General features: G+C 72.3%; 21 protein-coding genes. 9 read left to right on the top strand and 12 right to left on the bottom strand.

All coding sequences use genetic code 11. The features are described from left to right. Positions 1-42: 42 nt before the first annotated feature. The 3 genes from AC0HI0_RS20045 to AC0HI0_RS20035 all read left to right on the top strand — a co-directional run bounded on the left by AC0HI0_RS20045 (position 43) and on the right by AC0HI0_RS20035 (position 3,053). Entirely contained in the window at positions 43-831 is a 789-nt protein-coding gene (locus AC0HI0_RS20045) for a hypothetical protein (protein WP_480933897.1), read from the top strand. Between the two features lie 89 nt (positions 832-920). Beyond that, entirely contained in the window at positions 921-2,360 is a 1,440-nt protein-coding gene (locus AC0HI0_RS20040) for a GMC family oxidoreductase (protein ID WP_480933896.1), read from the top strand. Between the two features lie 447 nt (positions 2,361-2,807). Continuing rightward, positions 2,808-3,053, top strand: coding sequence for a hypothetical protein (locus AC0HI0_RS20035; protein WP_480933895.1), 246 nt, complete (start codon positions 2,808-2,810; stop codon positions 3,051-3,053). 9 nt (positions 3,054-3,062) lie between these two features. On the opposite strand, the gene AC0HI0_RS20030 is transcribed toward AC0HI0_RS20035, so the two are convergent. Both AC0HI0_RS20030 and AC0HI0_RS20025 read right to left on the bottom strand, forming a co-directional pair. Beyond that, a complete protein-coding gene (locus AC0HI0_RS20030) occupies positions 3,063-3,401 on the bottom strand; it encodes a hypothetical protein (RefSeq protein WP_480933894.1) in 339 nt (112 codons plus the stop codon). Positions 3,402-3,425: 24 nt separating this feature from the next. Further along, the gene (locus tag AC0HI0_RS20025; protein ID WP_480934344.1) at positions 3,426-4,709 is read right to left on the bottom strand and encodes a family 2 encapsulin nanocompartment cargo protein terpene cyclase; all 1,284 of its coding nucleotides are present in this window, start codon (positions 4,707-4,709) and stop codon (positions 3,426-3,428) included. Between the two features lie 271 nt (positions 4,710-4,980). Between AC0HI0_RS20025 and AC0HI0_RS20020 the strand changes: the two genes are divergently transcribed. Then, positions 4,981-6,081, top strand: coding sequence for a S1 family peptidase (locus AC0HI0_RS20020; protein ID WP_480933893.1), 1,101 nt, complete (start codon positions 4,981-4,983; stop codon positions 6,079-6,081). A gap of 137 nt (positions 6,082-6,218) precedes the next feature. Beyond that, positions 6,219-7,433 (top strand): hypothetical protein, encoded by a 1,215-nt coding sequence (locus tag AC0HI0_RS20015; RefSeq protein WP_480933892.1) that lies wholly within the window; start codon positions 6,219-6,221, stop codon positions 7,431-7,433. A gap of 81 nt (positions 7,434-7,514) precedes the next feature. Here AC0HI0_RS20015 and AC0HI0_RS20010 read toward each other — a convergent pair whose 3' ends face one another. Genes AC0HI0_RS20010 through AC0HI0_RS20000 form a run of 3 tightly spaced genes read right to left on the bottom strand, consistent with a single transcriptional unit; the run spans position 7,515 to position 11,096 of the window. Then, positions 7,515-8,999 carry a sugar ABC transporter ATP-binding protein gene (locus AC0HI0_RS20010; protein WP_480933891.1) on the bottom strand — a complete coding sequence of 495 codons (1,485 nt, stop codon included), beginning with the start codon at positions 8,997-8,999 and terminating at the stop codon, positions 7,515-7,517. Beyond that, the gene (locus AC0HI0_RS20005) at positions 8,999-10,045 is read right to left on the bottom strand and encodes a sugar ABC transporter substrate-binding protein (protein WP_480933890.1); all 1,047 of its coding nucleotides are present in this window, start codon (positions 10,043-10,045) and stop codon (positions 8,999-9,001) included. Before AC0HI0_RS20005 ends, AC0HI0_RS20010 begins: the two co-directional genes overlap by 1 nt. A gap of 25 nt (positions 10,046-10,070) precedes the next feature. Next, positions 10,071-11,096: an ABC transporter permease gene (locus AC0HI0_RS20000; RefSeq protein ID WP_480933889.1), complete on the bottom strand. Its 1,026-nt coding sequence runs from the start codon at positions 11,094-11,096 to the stop codon at positions 10,071-10,073. A gap of 147 nt (positions 11,097-11,243) precedes the next feature. On the opposite strand from AC0HI0_RS20000, the gene AC0HI0_RS19995 reads away from it, so the two are divergent. Further along, positions 11,244-12,050, top strand: a complete 807-nt coding sequence (locus AC0HI0_RS19995) for an SDR family NAD(P)-dependent oxidoreductase (RefSeq protein WP_480933888.1) — start codon at positions 11,244-11,246, stop codon at positions 12,048-12,050. On the opposite strand, the gene AC0HI0_RS19990 is transcribed toward AC0HI0_RS19995, so the two are convergent. Genes AC0HI0_RS19990 through AC0HI0_RS19970 form a run of 5 tightly spaced genes read right to left on the bottom strand, consistent with a single transcriptional unit; the run spans position 12,047 to position 16,653 of the window. Beyond that, positions 12,047-12,487, bottom strand: a complete 441-nt coding sequence (locus tag AC0HI0_RS19990) for a hypothetical protein (RefSeq protein ID WP_480933887.1) — start codon at positions 12,485-12,487, stop codon at positions 12,047-12,049. The two genes, AC0HI0_RS19995 and AC0HI0_RS19990, sit on opposite strands and share 4 nt — an antisense overlap. A 42-nt stretch (positions 12,488-12,529) precedes the next feature. Beyond that, entirely contained in the window at positions 12,530-13,543 is a 1,014-nt protein-coding gene (locus AC0HI0_RS19985) for a hydroxyacid dehydrogenase (RefSeq protein WP_480933886.1), read from the bottom strand. A gap of 8 nt (positions 13,544-13,551) precedes the next feature. Next, on the bottom strand, positions 13,552-14,391 hold the full coding sequence (locus AC0HI0_RS19980) for a carbohydrate ABC transporter permease (protein ID WP_480933885.1): 840 nt from the start codon (positions 14,389-14,391) through the stop codon (positions 13,552-13,554). Further along, the gene (locus AC0HI0_RS19975) at positions 14,388-15,278 is read right to left on the bottom strand and encodes a carbohydrate ABC transporter permease (protein ID WP_480933884.1); all 891 of its coding nucleotides are present in this window, start codon (positions 15,276-15,278) and stop codon (positions 14,388-14,390) included. The genes AC0HI0_RS19980 and AC0HI0_RS19975 overlap by 4 nt, the downstream gene beginning before the upstream one ends. 58 nt (positions 15,279-15,336) lie before the next feature. Further along, complete coding sequence (locus AC0HI0_RS19970) at positions 15,337-16,653, bottom strand: ABC transporter substrate-binding protein (RefSeq protein ID WP_480933883.1); 1,317 nt, start codon at positions 16,651-16,653, stop codon at positions 15,337-15,339. Between the two features lie 230 nt (positions 16,654-16,883). Between AC0HI0_RS19970 and AC0HI0_RS19965 the strand changes: the two genes are divergently transcribed. The 3 genes from AC0HI0_RS19965 (at position 16,884) to AC0HI0_RS19955 (ending at position 22,659) form a co-directional block, all read left to right on the top strand. After that, positions 16,884-18,650, top strand: coding sequence for a DUF2264 domain-containing protein (locus tag AC0HI0_RS19965; protein WP_480933882.1), 1,767 nt, complete (start codon positions 16,884-16,886; stop codon positions 18,648-18,650). Further along, on the top strand, positions 18,647-21,508 hold the full coding sequence (locus tag AC0HI0_RS19960) for a polysaccharide lyase family 8 super-sandwich domain-containing protein (RefSeq protein ID WP_480933881.1): 2,862 nt from the start codon (positions 18,647-18,649) through the stop codon (positions 21,506-21,508). Before AC0HI0_RS19965 ends, AC0HI0_RS19960 begins: the two co-directional genes overlap by 4 nt. A gap of 62 nt (positions 21,509-21,570) precedes the next feature. Beyond that, positions 21,571-22,659 carry a LacI family DNA-binding transcriptional regulator gene (locus AC0HI0_RS19955; RefSeq protein ID WP_480933880.1) on the top strand — a complete coding sequence of 363 codons (1,089 nt, stop codon included), beginning with the start codon at positions 21,571-21,573 and terminating at the stop codon, positions 22,657-22,659. Between the two features lie 4 nt (positions 22,660-22,663). On the opposite strand, the gene AC0HI0_RS19950 is transcribed toward AC0HI0_RS19955, so the two are convergent. Continuing rightward, positions 22,664-22,885 (bottom strand): DUF6343 family protein, encoded by a 222-nt coding sequence (locus AC0HI0_RS19950; RefSeq protein ID WP_480933879.1) that lies wholly within the window; start codon positions 22,883-22,885, stop codon positions 22,664-22,666. A 91-nt stretch (positions 22,886-22,976) separates the two neighbouring features. After that, the gene (locus AC0HI0_RS19945) at positions 22,977-23,753 is read right to left on the bottom strand and encodes an SDR family NAD(P)-dependent oxidoreductase (RefSeq protein WP_480933878.1); all 777 of its coding nucleotides are present in this window, start codon (positions 23,751-23,753) and stop codon (positions 22,977-22,979) included. Positions 23,754-23,977 lie beyond the last annotated feature (224 nt).

Genomic DNA, 23,977 nt, shown 5'->3' with positions numbered 1-23,977 from the left:
GCGCCGTCGACAGAGATCCACACCGGACCGTAGAGTCCGCGCGTGACCAGTGCACCCTCCACTTCCGACGACTGGCGGCGGCAGCTCGTCGACGCCTTCGGGATCCTGCTGGACCAGCCGCTGTCGGACTACCCGGCCGACGCCGTGTACGCCGCGTACCTCCAGGGCAACCTCCTGCACGAACTGGACTTCGCGCACGACCCGGCCTGGGTCCGGCCGGCGGCGCTGAGCGGCGCGGAACCGGTCGTCTGCGACTTCGCCGCGCTCGACGAGCGGGCGGGTGCGCCCAAGCTCGACGCCGCCGGTTCGATCTTCGAGGTCGACGCCCGCCTGCCCGTGCCGGACCAGGCGTTCCTGGCCGACGTGGCGGAGGTGTCGTTCGCGCCGGGCCTGGTGCGCGGCGCGGACCTCGCCGCCGTGGTGGACCGGCACGGCGTCGACCTCGCCGACGAGAGCTGGGCCGGCGTCTGGACCGTCATGTACCCGCGACTGGTCTCCGACGGCACGCTGTTCGACGCGATGCGGGCCGTGCTGACGCTCGGCGACGGCCCGGAGAGCCTGCTCCCGCTGGAGGCCGAGGCCGACGAGTACTGGGCGGAGGCGCTGGAGGAGGTGGAGCACCCCGGGCTGCGCGCCCACCTGTCGTTCTTCTGCACCGAGGGCGAGGAGGGCCTGATGTTCCTGGGCGACTACCGGGCCGCCGGGGAGATCCTGGAGGAGCACGGCTGCGAGGTGGCCGCCCACTGGGAGGAGGGCCAGTCCCAGGTCGAGTTCACCATCGTGCGGCTGGGCGACGTGGTCGCCGGACCCGGGGCGCGGCCGGCCGGCTGAGGGCCGCGCCCGCCCCTCGATGCGCGGCCGGACAACGTCCGTGCGCTCCGGTTCAAGGAGGAACGCCGGGGGTTTGCTGGACTGGGGGCATGGTCGACGCGGACTTCGTGGTGGTGGGTGGCGGCACGGCGGGCTGTGTGCTGGCGCGCAGGCTGCTGGACCTGACCGAGGGCACGGTGGTGCTCCTGGAGGCCGGCGACCGGGACACCAACCCCGCCATCCACGACCCGCTGCGGATGCACGAACTCTGGGACAGCGCGCAGGACTGGGGCCTGCGCACGGTCCCGCAGCAGGACGCGGCGGGCCGCTCCCTGCACCTGCCGAGGGGTCGGGTGCTGGGCGGTTCGCACGCGCTCAACGCGATGATCCACGTGCGCGGCAACCCCGCCGACTACGACGACTGGGCGGCGCGCGGCAACGCGGGCTGGTCGTGGGCCGACGTCGAGCCGGTGTTCCGCCGGGTCGAGTCCGGGCCGCTGTCGATCCTGCGCGACTACACCGCCGACCCGGTCCAGGAGGCGATCCTGGCCGCCGCCCAGCAGGCCGGGGTGCCCTACAACGCGGACTACAACGACGGCGACCAGACCGGGGTCAGCCGGATGCAGTTCACCATCGCCGGCGGTGAGCGGCACACCACCGCCCGTGCCTACCTCGGTCCGGTGCTCGACCACCCCCGGTTCACCCTCGTCACGAACGCGCACGTGCGCAAGCTGCTGATGTCCGGCGACCGGTGCGTGGGCGTGGAGTGGACCGAGTACGACCGGGTGCGCCGCGTCCGGGCCGGCGAGGTCGTGCTCAGCGCGGGCGCGCTGGGCTCGCCGCTGGTGCTGCTGCGCTCGGGCATCGGGCCCGCCGACGACCTGCGGACGTGGGGCGTCGACGTGGTCGCGGACCTGCCCGGCGTCGGCGAGAACCTCCAGGACCACTGGCTGGTGCCCACGATCTTCAGCGCCGCCAAGCCGATCGGGCACACGCCGGGCGTCCCGCCCGCGCAGACCCACCTGTTCTGGCGCAGCCGGCCGGGACTGGCGGGCCCCGACCTCCAGCCGCTGCACTTCAGCGCCCCGCTGTACGAGAAGTGGATGACCGGCCCGGACAACGGGTTCTCGTTGATGGCCGGGCTGATCCGGCCGGAGAGCACCGGGCGGATCACGCTGTCCGCTCCGGACGGTCCGCCGCTGATCGACCCGCGCGTGCTCTCCGCGCAGTCCGATGTGGACGCCCTGGTCGAGGCCGTGCTGCTGTGCCAGGAGATCGGCCACGAGCGGGCGCTCAAGGAGTGGGGCGCGGACGAGCTGTACCCGGGCAAGCTGGAGCTGCGCGACTACGTGCGGCGGTCCGTGGTCACCTACCACCACCAGTCCGGCACGTGCGCCATGGGCAGCGTGGTCGACGCCGAGCTGCGGGTGCGCGGCATCGAGGGCCTGCGGGTGGCCGACGCGTCGATCATGCCGTCGATCGTCTCCGGCAACACCAACACCCCGACCGCGATGATCGCGGAGAAGGCGGCCGAACTGATCTCCCGGTGACGGACGGCCCACGTCCCCCGCCGTCCGTCACCGTTCCCCCTGCCCGTCCCGCGATCTGCGGTCTGCGTGAACCCGTTGTCCGGCAACGGAACCGAGGCACCGGAGCGCACCCGTCGGGACGCGTTCGGGTGGCTCGCCCGGCCACGTCGCGTGGAAACCGCACTGGTGCAGACCACACTCCGCCACGGTCGATCCGGCGGTCACCCGTCGCGGGTACGCCTGTTGCGCCGGGTGCCGGCTGTTCGCCACACCACGTGGCCGGGGTCCGCCCGCCGCCCGACGACGTTGCCGGGCGCGGATATTCGGGGTGACCGCGCGAGAGTGCGCCCGCGGGGCCGCAACTCACCGATTGTTACCGGATATGTGCACCCGGCTACCCGTTCTCGTCCCTACGTTGGTTTCGACGGCTCGTGTCCGGGTCGTCGGCGTCGTGGAACGGATGGGACGGTGCTCGGTGCGGTGACCAAGGACGAGTTGCTGTTCAACACCTGGCTCAGCAGCGTCAACACCAGGTTGGGCCGCTACATCGTCAGACTGATGGAGGAGAGCGTCCACTCCCCGCCCGCCGGGGAACCCCGCTACCGCGTGGAACTGGCCGAGGTCGAGGTCGAACTGGCCGACGACCTCGACAAGCTGGCCCAGGCCATCGCGCTCAAGGCGGCCGGGAAGCCCTACCCCGTGGACGGCCGGTGAGGCGGTGCCCTACTCGGAGGCGTCGAACATCGAGCCGATCGAGCGCCAGGTGAGCGGTGCGGCCCAGTCCTCGTCGCCGCGCGACCACCCGGCGAACGCGGTGCGGACCTCGTCCGCCGACACGGTCGAGGTCCGGTGGTGGTCGGCGGCCGAGCCCGCGCGGTGCTCCGGCTCGTAGATCCCGTCCGGGCGCAGCCGCACCTGGACGTGGGTCTCGTCGTCCGCCGAGAGGATCAGGTGGCCGCCGCGCGCCAGTGACAGGACCGCCGCCTCGACCTGTTCGCGGTCGGGGTTCCCGTTCCGGCGGATCCGGTCACCGTGCGAGGAGGTGGTGCGGCGCTCGGGCACGGCCCACGACAGCCCCGGCGGGCCTCACGCCCGGTAGCGCGGGTTCGTGTTGTGCCACTCGAAGCCGCCGCCCATCCACGACCGCAGCCCGCGCAGGAAGCGCTGGAGTTCGGGGGACGGGACGGCCAGCAGCTCCCGGTGCCCCTCCTCGAAGTCGCGCACCATCCGGTTGTGCAGGTCCACCGTGACCTCGGTGGCCTCGGCGACCGGGCACTGCCGGTCGGCCGCGATCTGGAGCACCATGTTGACCACCGGGTTCTCGTCGGCCGCGTCCTTGGCCACCGAGAGCAGGTCGTTCACCAGCACCGCCGCCGTACCCGCCTGGAACGCCGCGCGCCGCACCCTGGGGTCGTAGTACAGGTTCGCCGGCACCTCGTAGCCGCCGACCGGGTCGATCACCGTCATCGACGTGTAGAACGTGTCGTGCTGGCGGGTCGCCAGGTACTTCCACGCCGGCGGGTACTCGGCGGTGTGCCGCCACGCCGCGTAGGCGTTCCAGCTGACGAACATGGCGAACGTCGAGTAGTTCACCCGCTGCACCTGCGCCGGCGTGCTGTACCGGGCCAGGTGGTCGATCCCGGAGCGCAGCGCGACCAGCACCGGCTCGGCCGCCAGCGCCTCGTCCAGCGGGGCGGTGAACTCGCCCGCGTCCGGCAGCGGGTCCATCGCGGCCATGGCCAGCGCGAGCCGGGGCGGCAGCTCGGTCGGCGTCGCGCCCATCTCGCTGCTGTCGGCGTACAGGTCGTCGGCGGCCCACCAGGCGGCGTTCAGCTTGGCCGCGATGAGCAGGTGCTCGGGGTCGTCGGAGTCGGTGTGGGTGAGCACGGCGAGCCGGCCGAACCCGGCGGCGCGCATCATGTCGAGTTCGTCGCCGACGAAACCGCACTCGGCGGCCCACGCGACCAGCCCGTCCTCCACGGCGGCGGTGAGCGGCTCGTTCACCCGCTCCACCATCGGCACGTAGAGCGGCGGGTGCGTGCCGTCGCCCCACGGCCGCTCGACGTAGGCCGGGTCGTGCACGGCGTCGGCGGCCGGCGTCGCGCCGAGCAGCAGCCGGGCCAGTTCGTGCGCGCTCGGCACGCCGGGCAGCGGCGCGTTGATCCCCGGTATCCGCGCGGTCACCGGCGGCCCGACGGGCGCCGGCGCGGCCGGCGGGAGCCCGGCGGACGGCGGTTCCGGCAGGAGGCGGGTGAACTGGGCCGCGACGCGGGCGGCGGACGTGCCCAGCCCGCTCGGCGTGGTCCAGTCGGAGGTCGCGGTCGCCTGGGCGGCGGGGGCGGTGTCCGTCACAGTGGTGGAGCCTGGCAGTCCGGACGCCCGGCCGGCCATCCGCCAGCCGGGGACACCACTCGCACGAACGAGTGGTTCCGCGCACGCGCGAGGGGCGGCTCCGACAGCCGGCCGCGAATCCGGGACGTTCGGAGCAATTTCCTTTCCGGCGGCCCGGGGGCGGTCCGCCGGCCGTTAGCATGGCGGTCATTCGGCAGGCGGTCGTTTCGCGCCGCCCCCTGACGTGCACCTCCTCGCACCCGACGCCCGGCACCGTTCGAATCCCAGGACGACCGTATGGAGGAACAACGTGTCCACCCGTCGTAGAGCCGTGTTCTCGGCCGTTGTGGCGGCCGTGCTCCTGATCCCGCCGGGAATGATCGCGCAGGCGGCCGGCGCACCGCCGGGATCCGTCGAGATCCTCCGGGGAAGAATCGCCGGGCAGGGCGCGCTGGGTCTTTACCGGGACGATCCGAGCGGTGATTTCGTGGTCGTGCTGCCGGCGGGCAGCACGCGCACCGCGGCGGACTTCGCGGTCCCCGGCGTCGCCCCGGTCGTGAAGCGCAGCGGCACGACCCGGGCGGCGGTCGACGCGGTCGACGCCCGGATCCGCGCGCAGGCGCGGCGGGACCCGTCGCACGTGTTCGGCTCGGTGTTCGACCTCGCCCGCGACGTCATGGTGGTGACCTCCGACGCCCCGCGCGACGCGCTCCGCCCGCTGTCGGCCGGGCTGTCGATCGCGGTGGAGCACCGCTACGGCACCGGAGGCCGCGACTCGCGGCAGAACGACGCGCGCCCGTTCCGGGGCGGCGCGGCCATCACCGTGGGCGCCGGCAGGTGCACCAGCGGTTTCGCGGTCCAGGACCCGGACGGCAACCGCTACCTGCTCACCGCCGGCCACTGCGGGTACGTGCCGGGGGTGCCGATCGGCCGACCGGTGCAGAACACCGGCAGCGGCGCGTACGTCGGCGATTTCTACAACTGGAACTACCCGGACCGCGACCTCGCCCTCGTCGCCACCCTGCAAACCGGCTACTACGGGCGGGAGATCTACGTCGGCGACGCGACCGGAAAGACGATCCGGGTGGCCGGCGCGGCCGATCCCGTGGCGGGCCGCAGCGATTACTGCCGCAGCGGCGCGGCGACGTTCGAGAAATGCGGCCATCGGGTCGTGAACACCACCGGGCAATTGTGCTACGCGGGCCTGTGCACCCGTGATCTGGTCACCTACGACAAAGGCACGGCACCCCAGGACGGCGATTCCGGCGCGCCGTTCTTCTCCTACAACGCGAACCGGAGCGCGGTAATCGTCCACGGCATCCACGTCGGCAAGTCCGGCGCGTTGTACTTCGCCGAGAAGTGGAGTCTCATCGCGAGCAGCCAGGGTGTGTCGCCGGTGATCGACCCGTAGGCGGACCGAAGCTGCCCGAAGTTGGGCCGAATGCCGACGCCCCACCACGTTCCGTGCGGAAAGCGGCCGGCCGCCGGCGGCTAGGTTCCTCGGACCGCCGACTTGTTCGGCCGACCCGTCCGACGAGGGGGACTCCGATGCAACCCACGCCACCGGCCCGTGATCCGGCCGACCTGGAACTGGACAACCTGCTCGCCGAGATGACCGGCGGGGCCGGCCCGACCCGCGCGGACGTGCGGACGCGCGCGCAGCGGCTGCTCACCTCGGTCACCACCGGGGCGACGGCCGACCGGGGCAGCGCGCCCGCCGGCCGGGCCCCGGGCGTGGTGGTCGCGCACAACGCGGCGGACGGCGTGCTGTTCCCCGCGTTCGACCCCGACGACCTGGGCGGGGTCATCACCGACAGCACGACCGGCGGCATCGTCCAACTCGTCATCGCGCACGGCGGGCTCGGCCTGACCTCCGCCGGCCTGGCCGGGCCCGTCACCCTGATCAAGGAGCACCTGCTGGCGGCGGCGGGCGGCACGCCGGTCGAGCGCGACGACCGGCCGCAGACCCTGATCGTCCTGGAACTGCTCGACGCCAGGCCGAAGCTCGCGGCCCTGCGGATCACGGTCGGCGTCCACGACCTCGACCTCCCGCTGCCGCAGGCGGCGGCCGTCGCCAGTTTCCTGGCGGGCTACCCGCAGTTCTGGGGTCACCTCACGGCGACGTGCGCGATCACGTTCAACTCGCCGTTGGCCGACCAGCGCGGCGGCGGGCTGTACGAGGCGAGGGACAACCGGATCTACATCTCCAAGCTGCTCGCCACCCCGCCGGGGGCGTTCATCCGCCTGGTGGTCCACGAGACCGGGCACGCCACGTTCGAACCGACCCTGCTGGGCCACCGGCCGATGCCGGTCGCGCTGGACGCCTGGACCGTCGCCGCCCTGCCCGCGCAGTTCCCCGACCTCGGGCACGGCGAGCACGAGGACAAGGTCCTGTCGGAGGAGCGCCGGGAGATCGAGGCGCTGCAGGTCTACTGGGACGCGATGCCGGCCGACGCCCGCAAGTTCTTCCACGCATGGCTGACCCTGCGCGAGAACACCGGGTACCTGCTCGGCGTCGACCTGTGGCGCGACCCGAAGGGCAACCGGCTGCGGCCCGGCCAGCGCCGGTCCTACCAGGCGGAGAAGTTCAGCGAGTTCTGCGCGGAGGTGTTCATGCTCTACGCCCTGGGCGACTTGCGCCCGCACGTCGAGGCGGTGCTGCGCGACGGAGTGGCACCGCAAGAGGTGAAGTCGGCCTGGCGCAACGCGTGGAGCGTGCTCTTGGCCGTCGCCGACCCGATCCTGGGTCCGCGCGCCGGCTAGTCCCAAGTCGATCGACCGGGGCCGGTCCGACGACGGTCACGCCGCGGGGGTGGAAGTCCCGCGGCGCGACCGCCCGTCCGGTCAGGCCGCGCCGGTGTTCATCGTGCGCAGGATGGTGTGCTGGTCGATCCGGTCGCCGGTCAGCTCCACGCACACCTTGCCCTTGTGGAAGACCACGACCCGGTCGCACGCCGCGACCAGCTCGTCCAGGTCGGTCGAGCACAGCACGACGACCTTGCCCGCGTCGGCCACGGTCCTCAGCAGCGAGTGGATCTCGGCGCGCGCGCCCAGGTCCACCCCCCGCGTCGGGTCGTCCAGCAGCAGCACCGACGGGTCCGCCGCCAGCCACTTCGCCAGCACGACCTTCTGCTGGTTGCCGCCGGAGAGCAGCCCGGCGCGCACGTCGACGTTCGGCGGCTGCACGCGCACCCGCTCGGCCAGCGCCCGCGCCGACTCGCGCAGCGCACCGGTCCGCAGCAGCCCGCCGGCGGCGGCCAGCGCCACCGGTCGGACCTGGGCGATGTTCTCCCACACCGGCTTGTCGAGCATCAGCCCGACCCGCCGCCGGTCGCCGGACACCAGCGCCACGCCCGCCGCGATGGCGGACCGGAAATCACGCGGGGTCCGCCCGCCGGGCAGCGTGACCGAGCCCCGCACCGGCCGCCGGATGCCCGCGACGACCTCCAGCGCCGTGGTGTGCCCGGACCCGGCGAGCCCGGCCAGGCCGACGATCTCGCCGCCCGCGCACACCAGGTCGACGTCGGCCAGCCGGTCCTTCACGGTCACCCCGCGCAGTTCCAGCTTGGCCGCGCCCGGCGTGCCGGTCGTGCGGACCGGCACCGGGAGGTCCTTGCCCAGCATGGCGTGCACGATGTCGCCGATGTCCAGCTCGGCGCGCGGCCGGGCGTCGAGCACCGTGCGGCCTTCGCGCAGCACGGTGATCTCGTCGCAGAGGTTCATCACCTCTTCGAGGATGTGCGACACGAACACCACCGCGACCTGCCGGTCGCGCAGCACCCGCAGGATGTCGAGCAGGCGCGACGAGCTGTCCTTGTCCAGCGCGGAGGTCGGTTCGTCCAGGATCAGCACCCTGGGCCGCACGATCAGCGCCTTGGCGATCTCCACCAGCTGCCGCTGCGCCAGCGACAGCGAGCCGAGCTTGGCCTTCGGGTCGACGTCGAGCCCGAGCTGCTCCAGCACCGGCAGCGCCTTGGCCAGCATCTCCGCCCGGTTGAGCAGCGGGCCCCGGGTCGGCTCGCGCATCGGGTAGAGGTTGGCCAGCACGTCCAGGTCGGGGAACAGGTTGAGTTCCTGCGACACCACGGCGACCCCGTTGGCCGCCGCCTCGGCCGTGCTGGCGAACGCGACCTCCGCGTTCGCCAGCCGCAGCGTGCCGGCGTCCGGCGCCACCGCCCCGGTGATCACCTTGATCAGCGTGGACTTGCCCGCGCCGTTCTCGCCCAGCAGCGCGTGCACCGAGCCGGGGCGCAGCGTGAGGTCCGCTCCGGCCAGCGCGGTGACCCCGCCGTAGGTCTTGGTGATCCCGCGCGCGGTGAAGGCGTGCATCAGTTGGCATCTCCGATGGGCTTGAGGTACTTCGACGGGTCGGCGATCTGCTTGTCCGTCTCCGCCTTGAACGCGGCCTTGCGGGTGTCCTCGTCCTTCTGCCGCGCGATGATCTGGTCGATGTTGGCCGGGTTGACCACCAGCGAACCGGTGTTCCACCAGCCCTTGGGCAGTTCCTTGCCGTTGCGCTTGTGCTCGATGAGCAGGCTCATCGCGACGTAGCCCTTGAGCCAGTGCTCGGGCGAGGCGAGCGCGAACACGTAGCCGTCCTTGACCGCCTGGAGCGCGGCGATGTCCGGGTCGCAGGAGCCCGCCAGGAACTTGCGGCCGGTGTTCTTCTGGATCAGCGCCAGCGACACCGCGTCCTGCGCGCCGACGCCGAGGTAGCCGATCGCGTCCGGGTGCGCCTTGACGATGTCGTTCCACTTGTTGAAGTTCGAGGTCGGCTCGGAACCGGAGTCGAACGGGCCGCTGATGGACAGGCCGGGGCGCTTGGCCTGGATCACCGACTTCATGCCGTCCAGCCGCTGCTGGAGCAGGGTCAGGCCGGGGATGGCGTTGCCCAGCACGACCTCGCCGGTGGCGTTCTCCGGCACCTGCTTGACGAACTCCTCGCCGAGCATCTTGCCCAGCTCGGTGTTGCTGTTGCCGATGTACAGGTCGACCTTGGTGCCCGCCGGGGGAGCGGTGTCCACGGCGACGATCGGCACGCCCAGGTCGGTGGCCTGGTTGAGCGGGCGCACGAACAGGTCGGGCGTCAGCGTCTCCAGGGCCACGCCGTCCTTGGAGTTGCGGATCGCCGACTGGAACAGCTGCACCTCCTGCGGCCCGTCCACCTGGGACGGCGCCGACAGCGCCAGGTCGACGTTCCCGGCGTTGGCCGCGGCGGCCTTCGCGCCGAACGCCATCTCCTGGAACGGGTTCTGCGTCGACGTGGCGTAGACGAACGCCATCTTGAGCGGCGCGTTCGCGGACGGCTCCGCCGTGCCGCAGCCGGCCAGCAGAGCGGCGACGGCGAACGCCGCCACGTACCGATGGGGACGCATCAGGACCTCTTTCCTACGCGGGGTTTCACAGGCCGAGCATTGATTCGCGCGCTCGCTGCCGGCTGCGCAGCGCGCTGTCCACCCCGACTGCCAGCAGGACGACCAAACCGGTGGCGAACGAACTCCAGTTCGCCGGGATGCTGAAGTAGACCAATCCGCTGGACACTACGCCCAGCAGGATCGCGCCGAACACCGCGCCCACCACAGTGGCGACGCCACCGCGCAGCGGCGTGCCGCCGATCACCGCCGCCGCGATCGCCTGGAGTTCGAAACCGGTGCCGATGTTCGGGTCACCGGAGGTGAAGAAGGCCAGGCCGAGCACGCCGGCGAGGCCGCCGATCGCGCCGACCAGGATCAGCACGTACATCCGCGTGCGCGGGATGGAGATGCCGGAGAACGCGGCGGCGTCCGGGTTGGACCCGATGGACCGCACCCGGTAGCCGAACGGCGTCCACCGCAGCACCACGGTCAGCCCCGCCGTGACCGCGATCAGGATCCACACGCTGACCGGGAGCCCCAGCCAGTCGCCGCCGAGCACGGTGAAGAACGAGTGCTCCAGCGGCAGGCCCGTCACCTGCTGCCCGTCGCCCAAGGCGACCGCGAGTCCTCGGTAGAGCTGCATGGTCGCCAACGTGGCGACGAACGCCGGGATCGCGATGTGCTGCACCACCAACGCGTTCGCCAGGCCGAGCACCGCGCCGAGCGCGATGCCCGCCGCGCACGCCAGCCACGGGTCGAACCCGTCCCTCATCAGCAGCGCCGAGGTGATCAGCGAGAGGCCGAACATCGCCCCCACGGAGAGGTCGATCTCCCGCATCGCCAGAAGGAACGCCATGCCCGCGGCGAGCAGCGCCACGTACACGGAGTTGTTGAGCACGTCTCGCAACTGCCCGATGGTGAGGAAGTTCGGCCGCAACGCGCCGATGACCAGCACGAGCACGATCGTCGCGATCAGCACACTGCTGGATTCCGCCCGCAGCACCTGCCTGCCGAACCCGACGATCGAGTTCCCCTCCCGGGTTGTCGTCACACGTCGGTCTACCTCGGTCATGCCGCCTCCGTCCGCCCTGTACGGCCACCAGGGTGCGGCGGTGGCCTGGTGAACGCTTGCCCGAAGGCGAACACCCGTTGACCACCAGCGCACCGACTGTGTCCGGGACCACAGCGACTCGGCAGGCGCTGACTAGCGTCCTCGGCCATGGGCAGCATCGAGGGCAAGGTGGCGCTGGTGACCGGCGCCGGTTCGGGTATCGGCGAAGCGGTCGCCCGCAGGCTCGACGCCGAGGGCGCGCTGGTCGCCGCGCTGGACGTCGACTCGACCGGCGCGGAACTCACCGCGGGCCTGCTCCGGCGGGGCATGGCGGTGGTGGCCGACGTGGCGGTGTCGGCGCAGGTGGACGAGGCGGTGCGGACCGTCGTGGACACCTACGGGCGGCTGGACATCCTGGTCAACAACGCCGGCATCCGCGGCGGTCAGGAGGCCGACGAGGCGTTCGGCCGGCTCGCGTCCCGGCTGGCGGAGGCCGAGTCGGGCGAGCCCACGACGATGCTGGACGCGACCGTGAACATCGACGACGAGGCGTGGCACCGGATGCTCGGCGTCCACTTGGACGGCACCTTCTTCGGCACGCGCGCCGCGTTGCGGCACATGGGGCGCGGCGGCGTGATCGTGAACGTGTCCTCCATCTGCGGGATGACCGGCTGCGCCCACATCCCGCACTACTCGGCCGCGAAGGCCGGTATCGAGGGGCTCACCAAGGCGGTGGCCCGCGACGTCGCCCCGCGCGGTATCCGGGTCAACTGCATCGCCCCCGGATACATCGACACGCCGCTGGGCGACGTGATGGCCCCCGTGGTGCGCAAGGACCTGGAGCGGCAGACCCCGCTGGGCCGGTTCGGGCTGCCCGCCGAGATCTCGTCGGCGGTCGCCTTCCTGGTCGGGCCGGACGGCACCTACGTCACCGGCCAGACCATCGGCGTCAACGGTGGTTTCGTGATCCGCTAGCCCTTGGCCCGGGCGGGTTCGCGGTGGTCGGTTCGTGATGGCCGGGGCCGCACGTCGGTCTCGTCCCGCCCGCGATCGGTCTGGTGGTCCGGGAAATCACCGGACGACAACGTGAATCCGGTCGCGCTGCCGCCGGGGAAGTTCGGCCACGGCTCGGCGGTGACCGCGCCGGGGTCGCCGGTGACGGCGATCCCGCCCTTGACGGCGGCGGTCGTGGTGTGCACCCGGATCCCGGTGCGCTCGGCTGTCGTGCCGGGGTCGGTCGGCCGCAGGTCCCGCGCGATCCAGCGGCTGACGTCCTTGAGCAGCAGGGTTTTCCACCCGGAACCGCAGGTGCCCAGGGTGCAGCCGACCTGGTGGGCGGTGGCGGCCGACGCGGTCGGGCCGACGACGATCGTCGGCCCGACCACGACCACCGAGGTGAGACCGGCTCGCAAAACCTTGCGCTGACGGGGTTTCGACGCTGATCTCCTGGCCTGTCAGGCGGAGCGGTCGAGAACCTCCGGGAGGACCCGGTGGGCCAGGGGCAACCCGTGGGCGAGCCGGTCCAGTTCGTCCAGGGCCAGCGCGGTCATCCGGCTCAGCTCGTTGCCCAGCGATCCCGCGACGTGCGGGGTGAGCACCAGGTTGGGCGTCGTGAACAAGGGCGAGTCGGTGGGCAGCACGTCGGGGTCGGTCACGTCCAGCACGGCGTGCAGGCGTTCCCGTTGCAGTTCGGCCACCAGCGCGTCGGTGTCCACCAGGGACCCGCGCGAGGTGTTGACCAGCGTCGCGCCGGTCGGCATCAGCGCGAGCCGGCGGGCGTCGATCAGGTGGCGGGTCTCGGGCAGCTCGGGCGCGTGCAGGCTCACCACGTGCGAGGTGCGCACCAGCTCGTCCAGGCCCACCAGGGTCACGCCGAGCGCCGCCGCCTCGGCCGCGCCCAGGTACGGGTCGGCCACCAGGACGTCGAAGTCGAACGGCAGCAGCAGTTCCACCACCCGGCGGCCGATCTTGGACGCCCCGACGATCCCGATCCGCCGCCGGTAGTTGCCCAGCCACGGGAACTGGCCCTGCCAGTCCTGCGGTTCGCGGGCCTGCCGGTAGCGGGCGGCGATGGCCGGGATCCGCTTGTTGCTCATCAGCACCGCGGCCACGGTGTACTCGGCGACGGGCAGCGCGTTGGCCGCGGCCGCCGAGGACACCTCGACGCCGCGCCGCCAGCACGCCTCGGTGACGTGGTGCTTCACCGAGCCCGCCGCGTGCACCACGGCGCGCAGCCGGGGCGCGTCGCGCAGCACCTGCTCGTCGATCGGCGGGCAGCCCCAGCCGGTGAACATGATCTCGGTGTCGGCCAGCGCCGCCCGCGCCTCGGGGGTGCCGAAGTCCTCCACCACCAGGTCCGGGTCGACGTCGGCGACGGCCACCAGCCGCCGCCGGGTCTCCTCGTCCAGCAGCCACTGCGACACCCGGCGGTGCATGGCCACCAGCGTCCGGGGACGAACGTGAGTCACGGGCACTCCTACTTCACGGCGCCGGAGGTCATCCCGGCTTTCCAGTGGCGTTGCAGGGACAGGAACGCGACGATCACGGGCACCACGGCGAGCAGCGCGCCGGTGATGGTCAGCGGGTAGTACTGCGGTTCCGCGGTCACCACGGTGTGCCACGAGTAGAGCCCCAGGCTCAGCGGGTAGAGGTCCCGGTCGGACAGCATCACCAGGGGCAGGAAGAAGTTGTTCCAGATCGCGGTGAACTGGAACAGGAAGATCGTCACGAAGCCCGGCATCATCATCCGCAACGAGATGGACCAGAACGTCGACACCTCGCCCGCGCCGTCCACCCGCGCCGCCTCCAGCACCTCGCCGGGCACGTAGGAGGAGCTGAAGATCCGCGCCAGGTACACGCCGAACGGGTTGACCAGCACCGGGATGAACACCGCCCAGAACGTGTTCACCACGCCGATCTCGGAGGCCAGCAGGTACAGCGGCAGCGCCAGCGCCGTGGTCGGCACCAGCACGCCCAGCAGCACCAGGCCGAACAGCTTCTCCTTGCCCCTGAACGAGAACTTGTCGAACGCGTACCCGGCCGCGACCGAGCAGAACGCGCCCAGCCCGGCCCCGCCCACCGCGTAGAGCAGGCTGTTGAGGTACCACTTCAGGTACACGCCACCGTCCACGGTGGCCAGTTCGGACACGTTCTCGAAGAAGTGGAACCCGGTGGCCGAGAACGCGTTGCCCGACAGGTCGCCCAGGCTCTTGGTGGACGCCACGATCAGCCACGTCAGCGGCAGCACCGTGTACGCGGTCGCGAGCACCAGCGCCGCGTTGACCGCGAACTTCGACGCCCACGCCGGCCGGTTCACGCGACGCCCTTCCGGTTGCCCCACCGGGTCACGACCCACGACAGCAGCGCCGCCGCGACGGCCAGCAGGATCGAGGAGGCCGCCGCGACCCCGTAGTCGCTGCGCCGGAACGCGGCGTCGTAGGCGTACATGTTGGGTGTCCACGTGGTGTTGACCGCCGGGTTCGCGCCGTTGAGGATCATCGGCTCGGTGAACAGTTGGAGAGCGCCGATGATGGTGAACAGTACGGTCATCACGACCGCGCCCCGGATCATCGGCAGCTTGATGCTCAACGCGGTGCGCAGCTCGCCCGCGCCGTCCACGGACGCCGCCTCGACGACCTCGCGCGGGATGGCCTGCAACGCCGCGTAGAAGATGACCACGTTGTAGCCGACCCACTCCCACAGCGAGATGTTGATGACCGAGCTGAGCGCGTGGTCGCTGGACAGGAAGTTCCAGCCGAGCCCGCCCTCGCGCATCGCCGCCACCACCGGGCTCAGGCCCGGCGTGTAGAGGTAGAGCCAGATGATCGCGGCGATGATGCCCGGCACCGCGTGCGGCAGGTACAGCGTGAGCTGGAAGAACTTCTTGGCCCGCGCCAACGTGGAGTCCAGCAGCAGGGCCAGCGCCAGCGCGCCGCCGACCATCAGCGGGAGGTAGCCCGCCAGGTAGCCCGCGATCACCAGGAACCCGTCGCGGAACGCCGGGTCGCCCAGCGCGTGCAGGTAGTTGCCCACCCCCGCGAAGATCGTCTCGGTGCCGCCGAACCCGAGCCCGGACGCCTTCTCGGTGAACAGGCTCAGGTAGGCCGCGTACCCGATCGGCACCACCAGGGTGGTCGCGAACAGCACGAAGAACGGGGCCATCAGCAACGCGGCGGGACCGCGCTGGGACTTCTTCACTGCCATGGGTTCTCGCTTCGGGAGTCGCTCCCCGGCCGGGTGGGCCGGGGAGCGGTCAGCAGGATCAGGAGCCGACGTTCAGGCCGCGCTTGCGCAGTTCCTCCACAGTGGACTTCTGCGCCTTCTCCAGCGCGCCGGCCAGCGTGCCGCCGCTGGTCACGGTGCCGAAGTTGTCCTTGAGCGCGGAGTTCGTGGCGAACATGCTCGGCCCCCAGGTCCAACCCTGCTTGATGGAGCCCGCGGCTTCCTTGTAGAGGGCGAAGGCGTCCTGCCCGCCGAAGAACGCGGTGTCGAAGCTCTTGGCCGCCGCCGGGACCATGTCGGCCGCCGCCGGGTACATGGTCGACTTGGCGATGCCGATCCGGGTGGTGATGGCCTGTTCGTTCGTGGTCATCCAGTCGATGAACTTCACCGCCGCGGCGGCCTTCTTGCTGTCCTTGCTCACCGCGAACGTGCTGCCGCCGTACATACCGCTGGCGGGCGTGCCCCAGTTCGGCAGGGTCGCGACGGCCCACTTGCCCGCCTGGTCGGGCTGGTTGGCCCGCAGCGCGCTGCCCGCACCCCACGACGCGCCGACGTAGGAGACGGTCTCACCGGCCTTGACGCCGGCGTTCCACTCCTGGGAGAACGCGGTCTGCACGCGCACCAGGTCGTCGGAGATCAAGCCGTTCCAGTAGGCGGCGACCTCCTTGGTCTTCGGGTCGTCGATCGAGACCTGCCACGAGTCGCCGCTGGTGCCGAACCACCGCCCGCCCGCCTGCCAGGCCAGCGACGCGAAGTGGCCGGGGTCGTCGGGGAAGAACGTGCCGATCCGCGCGTTCGGCTCGGCCTGCTTCACCTTCGCCGCCGCCGCTTTGTACTCGTCCCAGGTCTTGGGCACCGCGATGCCGTGCGCGTCGAAGAAGTCCTTGCGGTAGTAGAGGACCATCGGCGAGGCGTCGAGCGGTACGGCCCACGTCTTGCCGCCCAGTTCGGTCAGCGCGCGGATCTGCTCCGGGAACTTGTTCTTGAGTTCGCCGACCAGCGGCGTCAGGTCGGCCAGGCTGCCCTGGCTGACGAAGTCCGGCAGCACCGGGTACTCGATGTTCATCACGTCGGGGGCGTTGCCCGCCTTCACCGCGTTGCTCATCTTGGTGTAGCCGCCGGCCGCGCCGGACGGGATCTGCTCGAACTTCACGGTCACGCCGGTGTGCAGGGCGTTGAACGCGTCCACCACCTCGGCGGTGCCCTTGGTCCACGACCAGAAGCTGATCTCGGTCGGACCGCCGCCCGAACCGTCCTGGGCGGCTCCCCCCGAAGCGCCGCCCCCGCAGGCCGTCACCAGACCCAGGGCGACCAGGGCCCCTACCGCGCCCAGTCTGGTTCGAATCTTGTGCCGCATCTCACACTCCAGGGGGTTGTCTCGCAGTGCCGGAAGTCTCAGCGGCGTGAACAGGGCAAGTCAAGACAAGGGCGATCAAACGTTCACAAGCGATCGCTCGACCCTGTTTCAGCACTTCACATCCGCGCGAGCGATCATAGGAGCCCCGCTCCGGGGTGTTCGTGTTCGGGTCTGAACACCTCGGTCGAACGGACTTGTCCCGCGCCCGATCCGTGCCTACCTTCCGGCAGATGGACCCGGCACCGGCGCTGCCCACCCCGGACCCCGTGACCGGCTGGGGTCGCGCGCACTGGGAGGCCGTGGCCGACCACCTGGTGAACGGGATCCTGCGGCACCGCTCGCCGCACGGCGCGCTGCTGCGACCGCCGGGGCGCACGAGCTGGTCCGGCGAGGTCAGCGACGGCCTGGAGGGCTACGCCCGGAGCTTCCTGCTGGCGTCGTTCCGGCTGGCGGGCTCCGCCGGCGACGACCCGCACGACTGGCTGCCCCGCTACGCCGAGGGCCTGGCCGCCGGTCTGGCGGCGGAGCCGTGGCCGCCGATCGTGGACCGGGGCCAGCCGCTGGTGGAAGCCGCGTCGCTGGTCGTCGGGCTGCGGCTGACCCGCGAGTGGCTGTGGGACCGGCTGGCCGACGACGTGCGGCAGCGCGCCGTCGAGTGGCTGTCCGGAGCCGTCCGGGCGCAGCCCGTGGACAACAACTGGTGGCTGTTCTCCGTGCTGGTGGCCGATTTCCTGGAGTCGGTCGGCGCGGGCTCGCGGGCCGGCGCCGACCTGGTGGAGCGCGGGCTGGCCCGGGTGGAGTCGTTCCACGTCGGCGGCGGCTGGTACTCCGACGGCCCGAACCGGTCGTTCGACTACTACAACGGCTGGGCCATGCACTTCTACCTCGGCCTGCGCGGGTACCTGTTCGGCAAGGCCGACGCCGGGCACCTGGCCCGGCTGCGGACCTTCCTCGCCGACCACCGCGAGTTCTTCGACCACGACGGCGGGATGATCCACTTCGGACGGTCGTTGACCTACCGGGTGGCCTCGGTCGCGCCCCTGTGGCTCGGCACGCTGCTGGACGCCACGCCGTGCACGCCGGGGGAGACCCGCCGCATCGCCAGTGCGACGCTGCGCCACTTCGTCGAGCGCGGCGCGATCCGGGACGGCGTGTGGACGGCCGGTTGGCACGGCCCGCACGAACCGACGCTCCAGGCGTACTCGGGCTCCGCCTCGCCGTACTGGGCGGCCAAGGGCTTCCTCGGCCTCGTGCTGCCCGCCGACCACCCGGTGTGGACCGAGCCGGAGCCCGAACCGGCCGCCGGCGAGTCGGTGCGCCCGGTCGCCGCGCCCGGCTTCCTGCTGCACCGGGCCGCGCACGACGGCACCGCGAGGCTGGTCAACCACGGCAGCGCCGGCCACGCCGGCGACCCGCTGTACGACCGGATCGCCTACTCCTCGCGCACCGGTCCGACCGCCGGTCCGGCGGACAACGCCTTCGAGGTGTGGGCCGACGGCTGGCGGGGCCGCGCGCACCTGTCGCCGCTGGGCACCGGGCCGGACTGGGCCGCCTCCCGGCACGTCCCCGCGCCCGGTCTCGTGGTCGACGCGGTGAGCATCGTCCGAGGTGCCAGTGAGATCCGCGTGCACCGGGTGTCCGAGCGGGCCCGGGTCCGGCACAGCGGTTGGGCGCTGACCTGCCCGCACGTCATCGTCTCCGGCAACGCGGTGACGACCCGCGCGGACGGCCTGACCGCCGATCTGGTGGGGCTGCTGGGTTATTCGACCGCGTCCGCGTCGACCGCGCCGGACGGGACGGCCTTCGGCGCGCCCGCCGCGGTGCCGGCGCTGGAGGGCGAGGGCGGCCTGTTCGTGTGCCGGGTCGCGCTGCGGGCCGGGGATTCGTTGCGCGCCAACGCCGTCCGAGTGGGCGGTGGCGTACGGGTGGTGTGGGAGGACGGCATCGCCCACGACGTCGTCTTCGACGATCTCGTCGTGCAGAGGAGTGGATCATGAGTCTTTCCCGGCGGCACTTCCTGATCGCGAGCACGGTGGCGGGCACGGGACTGGCGGGGACAGGACCGGCGGGGACGGGGCCGGCGGGGACGGGGCCGGCGGCCCCGACCGCGCACGCCGAGGCGGACGTCTACGACGCGTTGCGCGCCAAGTGGCGTGAACTGCTCGTGGGCACCGGCTACGACCCGGACGCCGAGCCGTTCCGCACCGCGTTGCGGGCGACCGGGACGCGGGCGGCGGAACTGCGCTCCTCGATGAGCCCCGGCACCACCTCGCTGTGGCCCGACCTGCCGATCGGCTCGGTGTCGGCCAACGTCACCGCCTCCCACGACCGGCTGCGCACCATGGCGCTGGCCGTCGCCCTGCCGGGCACCGGCCACACCGGGTCGGCGGCGCTGGCCGCGTCCGTGGTGAGCGGGCTGAAGTGGCTGCGCGACAACGCCTACACCGCCGGACGGGCCGCCTACGGCAACTGGTGGGACTGGCAGATCGGCACCCCGCAGAAGCTGCTGGACACCTGCGTGCTGGTCGACACCCCGAACCTCGCCGAGCACCTCGCGGCCGTCGACCACCACGTGCCGAGTTCGCTGGTCTCGTCCTACACCGGCACCAGCACCGGGGCCAACCGGGTCGACCTGTGCCACGTCCTTGCGCTGCGCGGCGTCCTCGGCAGGACAGCGGCCAAGCTGGCGACCGCGCGCGACGCGCTGTCGCCGGTGTTCCCGTACGTGCTGACCGGCGACGGGCTCTACCCCGACGGGTCGTTCATCCAGCACACCTGCGTGCCCTACGCGGGCGGCTACGGCGCGGTCCTGCTGATCGGGCTGACCCGCGTGCTCGGGCTGCTGGCCGGGACGCAGTGGGCGGTCACCGACCCGGACCGGCAGGTCTTCCTCGACTCGGTGGACCGCGCGTTCGCGCCGTGGATCATGAACGGCCTGGTGATGGACGGCGTGTCCGGACGCGGCATCAGCCGGGGCGGCGCGGGCGACTTCGGCCGGGGCCGGGGGATCGTCGGCGGTGTCCTGCTGCTGGCCGGGTCCGGGCTGGGCACGGCCGCCGAGTCGGCGCGGTGGCGCGGTCTGGTCAAGGGCTGGATCACGCGCGGCACCTTCCGGCCCTACCTGTCCGACAGCGCGGTGAGCGTGCCGGACCTGGCGCGGGCCAAGGTGCTGCTGGACTCCGCCGTCGCGGCCTCGCCCGCACCGGTCGGGCACCGGCTGTTCGCGGCGATGGACCGGGCCGTGCACAACCGTCCTGAGTGGACGTTCTCGGTGAGCATGTCGTCCGCGCGCACCACGTTCTACGAGACCGGCAACGGCGAGAACCTGCGCGGCTGGCACACCGGCAGCGGCATGACGTACTGGTGGGGCGACACCTACGGCAACGGCCAGTACACGGACTCGTTCTGGGCGACCGTCGACCCCTACCGGCTGCCCGGGACCACGGTGTCCCGCAAGGCTCTGGCGGACGCGGCAGGCGGCGCGTGGAACCAGACCCGGCCCACGTCGGTGTGGGCGGGCGGCGCGAGCGACGGCGTTTACGCGGCGCTGGGCCAGGACGTGCGCGGCCTCCAGAGCACGCTGACCGGTCGCAAGTCGTGGTTCTGCCTGGACGATTCGGTGGTCTGCCTGGGCGCGGGCATCGCCTGCGCGGACGGCACGGCCGTCGATTCGGTGGTGGACAACCGGAACCTCGGCGCGTCCGGCACCCACCCGCTGGTGGTCGACGGCGTGACGCAGCCGACCACCCAGGGCTGGAACCGGACGTTCGGCAACGCGCGGTGGATGGCGATCGGCGGGTTCGGCGGGTACCTCTTCCCCGACGGGGCACCGGTCACGGCGTTGCGCGCGGAACGCACCGGCCGCTGGCGTGACGTCGACACCGGCGGCAGCACCGACCCCGTGACCCGGCGATACCTGACCCTCTACGTCGACCACGGCACGAACCCCGCGGCGGGCTCGTACGAGTACATCCTCCTGCCCGGCGCGGACGCCGCCGCCACGGCCGCGCGCAGCGCCTCGCCCACGGTCACGGTGCTGGCCAACACCGCTGCGGTGCAAGGGATCTCCGCGCCCGGAACGCACGCGGCGAACTTCTTCGCGGCCGGGACGTGCGGGCCGATCACGGCCGACGCCCCGTGCTCGGTGCTGGTGCGCCGCGCCGGCGGGCAGGTGTCGGTCACCGTCGCCGACCCCACCCGCACCTCGGCGACCGTGCTGGTCACGTTGACCGACAACGGTTTCACCAGGGCGACCGGCGACCCCGCGGTCACCGTGCTCGGCACCTCGCCCACCACCCGCCTGCTGGTCGAGGTCGGCGGTTCGCAGGGGCGCAGCCACACCGTGACCCTCGGGACCGGCGGTGCGGTCGGGGCCGAGGTGCGGAAGGTGGCTCCCGGCGCGGACGCGTACGTGCGCGACGGCAGCTACGCGTCGACCAGCTACGGCACGGAGACGTCCCTGGTCGTCAAGACCGTGTCCGGGGCCGGGTACAACCGCAACGCGTTCCTGTCGTTCGACGTGGCGTTGACGGCCGCGCCGAAGCGCGCGGTGCTGTGGGTGCACGGCGCCGTCGCGGACGCGGGCGGCACCCAGACCACGTTGTCCGCGCGCGGAGTCACGGCGGCGTGGACGGAATCGGTCACCTGGAACACCCAGCCCGCGATGGGGCCGGAGGTGGCGCGCGGCGCGGTCGGCCGGGCGGACTGGATCCCGTTCGACGTCACGGCGCACGTGCGCGGCCGGTTCGCGGACCGGACCTTGTCGTTCGCGCTCACCGGGAGTCCGCTCGCGGTGACGCTCGCCGCCCGTGAGAATTCCGCCGACCGCCCGTTCCTCGAAGTAGTCACCGACTGAGCGTTGGTGTGGATATGATCCCGGGACGATCGTTTGATCGTTCGATCAGCCGGGAGGCGCGCATGGACGCGAGCCGCAGACACCACGCCATCCTGATGGCCGTGCGCCGGGACGGGAGCGTCCGCGCCGCCGAACTCGCCACCAGGCTCGGCGTCTCCGCGATCACCATCCGCCGCGACCTCGCGGAACTGGAGGAACGCGGGGACGTCAGCCGGGTGCACGGCGGCGCGGTGCTGCCCAGCTCCATCCGGGACGCCGCGGTCGCGCCGGCCGTGCCCCGGGTGGCCGGCCGCCGACCCACCATCGGCATGGTGATCCCGGCCGCGAGCCAGTACTTCCGGGAGATAGTCGAGGGCGCGCGCCGCGCGGCGCAGGCCCGTGACATCAAGCTGGTGCTGGCCGTCTCGGACTACAACCTCGACGACGACCGCTCGCACGTGCAGCGGCTGCTGGAGGCCCGGGTCGACGGCCTGCTGCTGACCCCCAGCGAGCCGTTCTCCCGCCTGGCGCCCGCGCTGGAGTGGATCGCCGAACTGCCGATCCCGGTGCTGTTCGTGGAGCGCTCCTACGAGCCGACCGCCCACCTGCACCCGGTCGAGTACGTGTCGTCGGACCACCAGCACGGCGCGATCCAGGCGATCCGGCACCTGGCCGAGCTGGGCCACCGCAACATCGCGCTGGTCACCAGCCAGTCGCCGACCAGCGGCTGGATCACCCGGGGCTACGACGCGGCCGTGGAGGCGATGGGCCTGTCGGCCACCATGCCCCGCCACGAGAACCACACCCACGAGGGGATCGCCCAGCACCTGGACGACTTCCTCGACGGGTTCGCGGCGGCCGGCGTCACGGCCGTCCTGGCGCACCCCGACAACATCGCGATCCAGATCCTGCAACGGGCCCGCCAGCGCGGCCTGGTCGTGCCGGACGACCTGTCGGTGATCGCCTACGACGACGAGTTCGCGGGCCTGGCCGACATCCCGCTGACCGCCGTGGCACCACCGCGCGAGAACGTGGGCCGCCTGGCCGTCGAATTCCTGCTCCGCAAGCTGCACAGCGGCCGGACCGACCGCGCGGAGCTGCACATCCACCTGCTCCCGCACGTGGTGGTCCGAGCCTCGACAGCGGCCCCGCGCGCCACCGCGCGCGCCTGACCGGTCACCCGGGATCACCCCGCCGTTTGCGGTGGGCGACCCACCACAGGTCCACCACCAGCCCGGCGGCGAGCAGCGCGAGCACCACCGCGAGGAACGGGTAGTCGGCGCGCGCCAGCAGCACGGCCGCCCCGCCGTTGAGCACGATGCCGAGACCCGCGAGCCACAGCCGCAACGTCAACGCGCTGCGCGGCGGGGCGCGCGGTGGCAGCCCGTCCTCGTCCATACCCACCGGGTGCCCCGATCGGCCGACCCGCACACGGCCCACCCGCGGCCGTTCACCCGTAAGTGGGACGCGAAGCCGTCGACGCGGTGCCCTACCTGCGGTAACGGGTGGCGAGTTCGGGGCTTTGGCCCGCGAAGGCGGCGAGGTCGGCCTCGAAGACGCGCCTGAGCAGGCCCGCGTCCTCGACCCCGGGAGCGCACACCACCTCGCCGAGTTCGAGGCCGGCGAGCGCGGCGGTGACGACGTCCTCGGCGCTCATCCTCGGCACGCCGGACAGGTCGAGCCCCTGCACGGTGTGGAACTCGGTGGCGACCACGCCGGGGCAGACGACCTCCACCCGCACCCCGGTCCCCTCCAGCTCGGCGGCGAGCGCCTGGGACATGGCCACGAGGTGGGCGAGCGTGCCGGCGTAGACGGCGCGACGCGGCATCACCGACGAGGGCGCCGGTCCGGAGAAGGCGATCATCCCGGCGACGGTGACGATGGCCCCGCTGCCGCGTTCCAGCATTCCGGGCAGCACGGCGCGGGTGAGCAGCGTCGGTGCCGGCACCTTGACGCCGACGAGTTCACGGGCTTTCGCGGGCGGCAGTTCGACCAGCGGCATGTAGTGCGCGACACCCGCGTTGTTGACCAGCACGTCGACCGGCCGCGCCCGCGCGACCTCGACCACCGCGTCGAGACCGGCGTCGTCGGCCAGGTCGGCGGCGACGACCCGCACGTCGACCTCGGGCAGCGCCGCCGCGAGTTCGTCGAGGCGGTCCCTGCGGCGGCCGACCACGACGAGGTCGTGGCCGTCGGCGGCCAGGCGCTCGGCGAACGCCTTGCCGATGCCGGACGACGCGCCCGTGACGAGTGCGAGTCGAGACATGTCCACTGCCCTCCGCCGATGTCGAGCGCCACCACGGTATGCCCGCACACCCGGCACCGCATCCGCGCGACCGCCCGACTCCGGCCCGCCGGCCCGAGCCGGGACGACCGCGCAACCTGCCGGAGCGGAGCGAGGACTTCCGCAGCGGGGAACCGAGGGCAGTCGTGCACGTGATCGACGCCGCAGCGGAGAACGGGCGGTTTCTGCCGGTTCGCTGCGATTCA

It is taken from the genome of Saccharothrix sp. NBAS 001 (genome assembly GCF_056640475.1).
The sequence above is the reverse complement of the archived record's forward strand: the minus strand, read 5'-3'. Positions and strand labels throughout refer to the sequence as shown.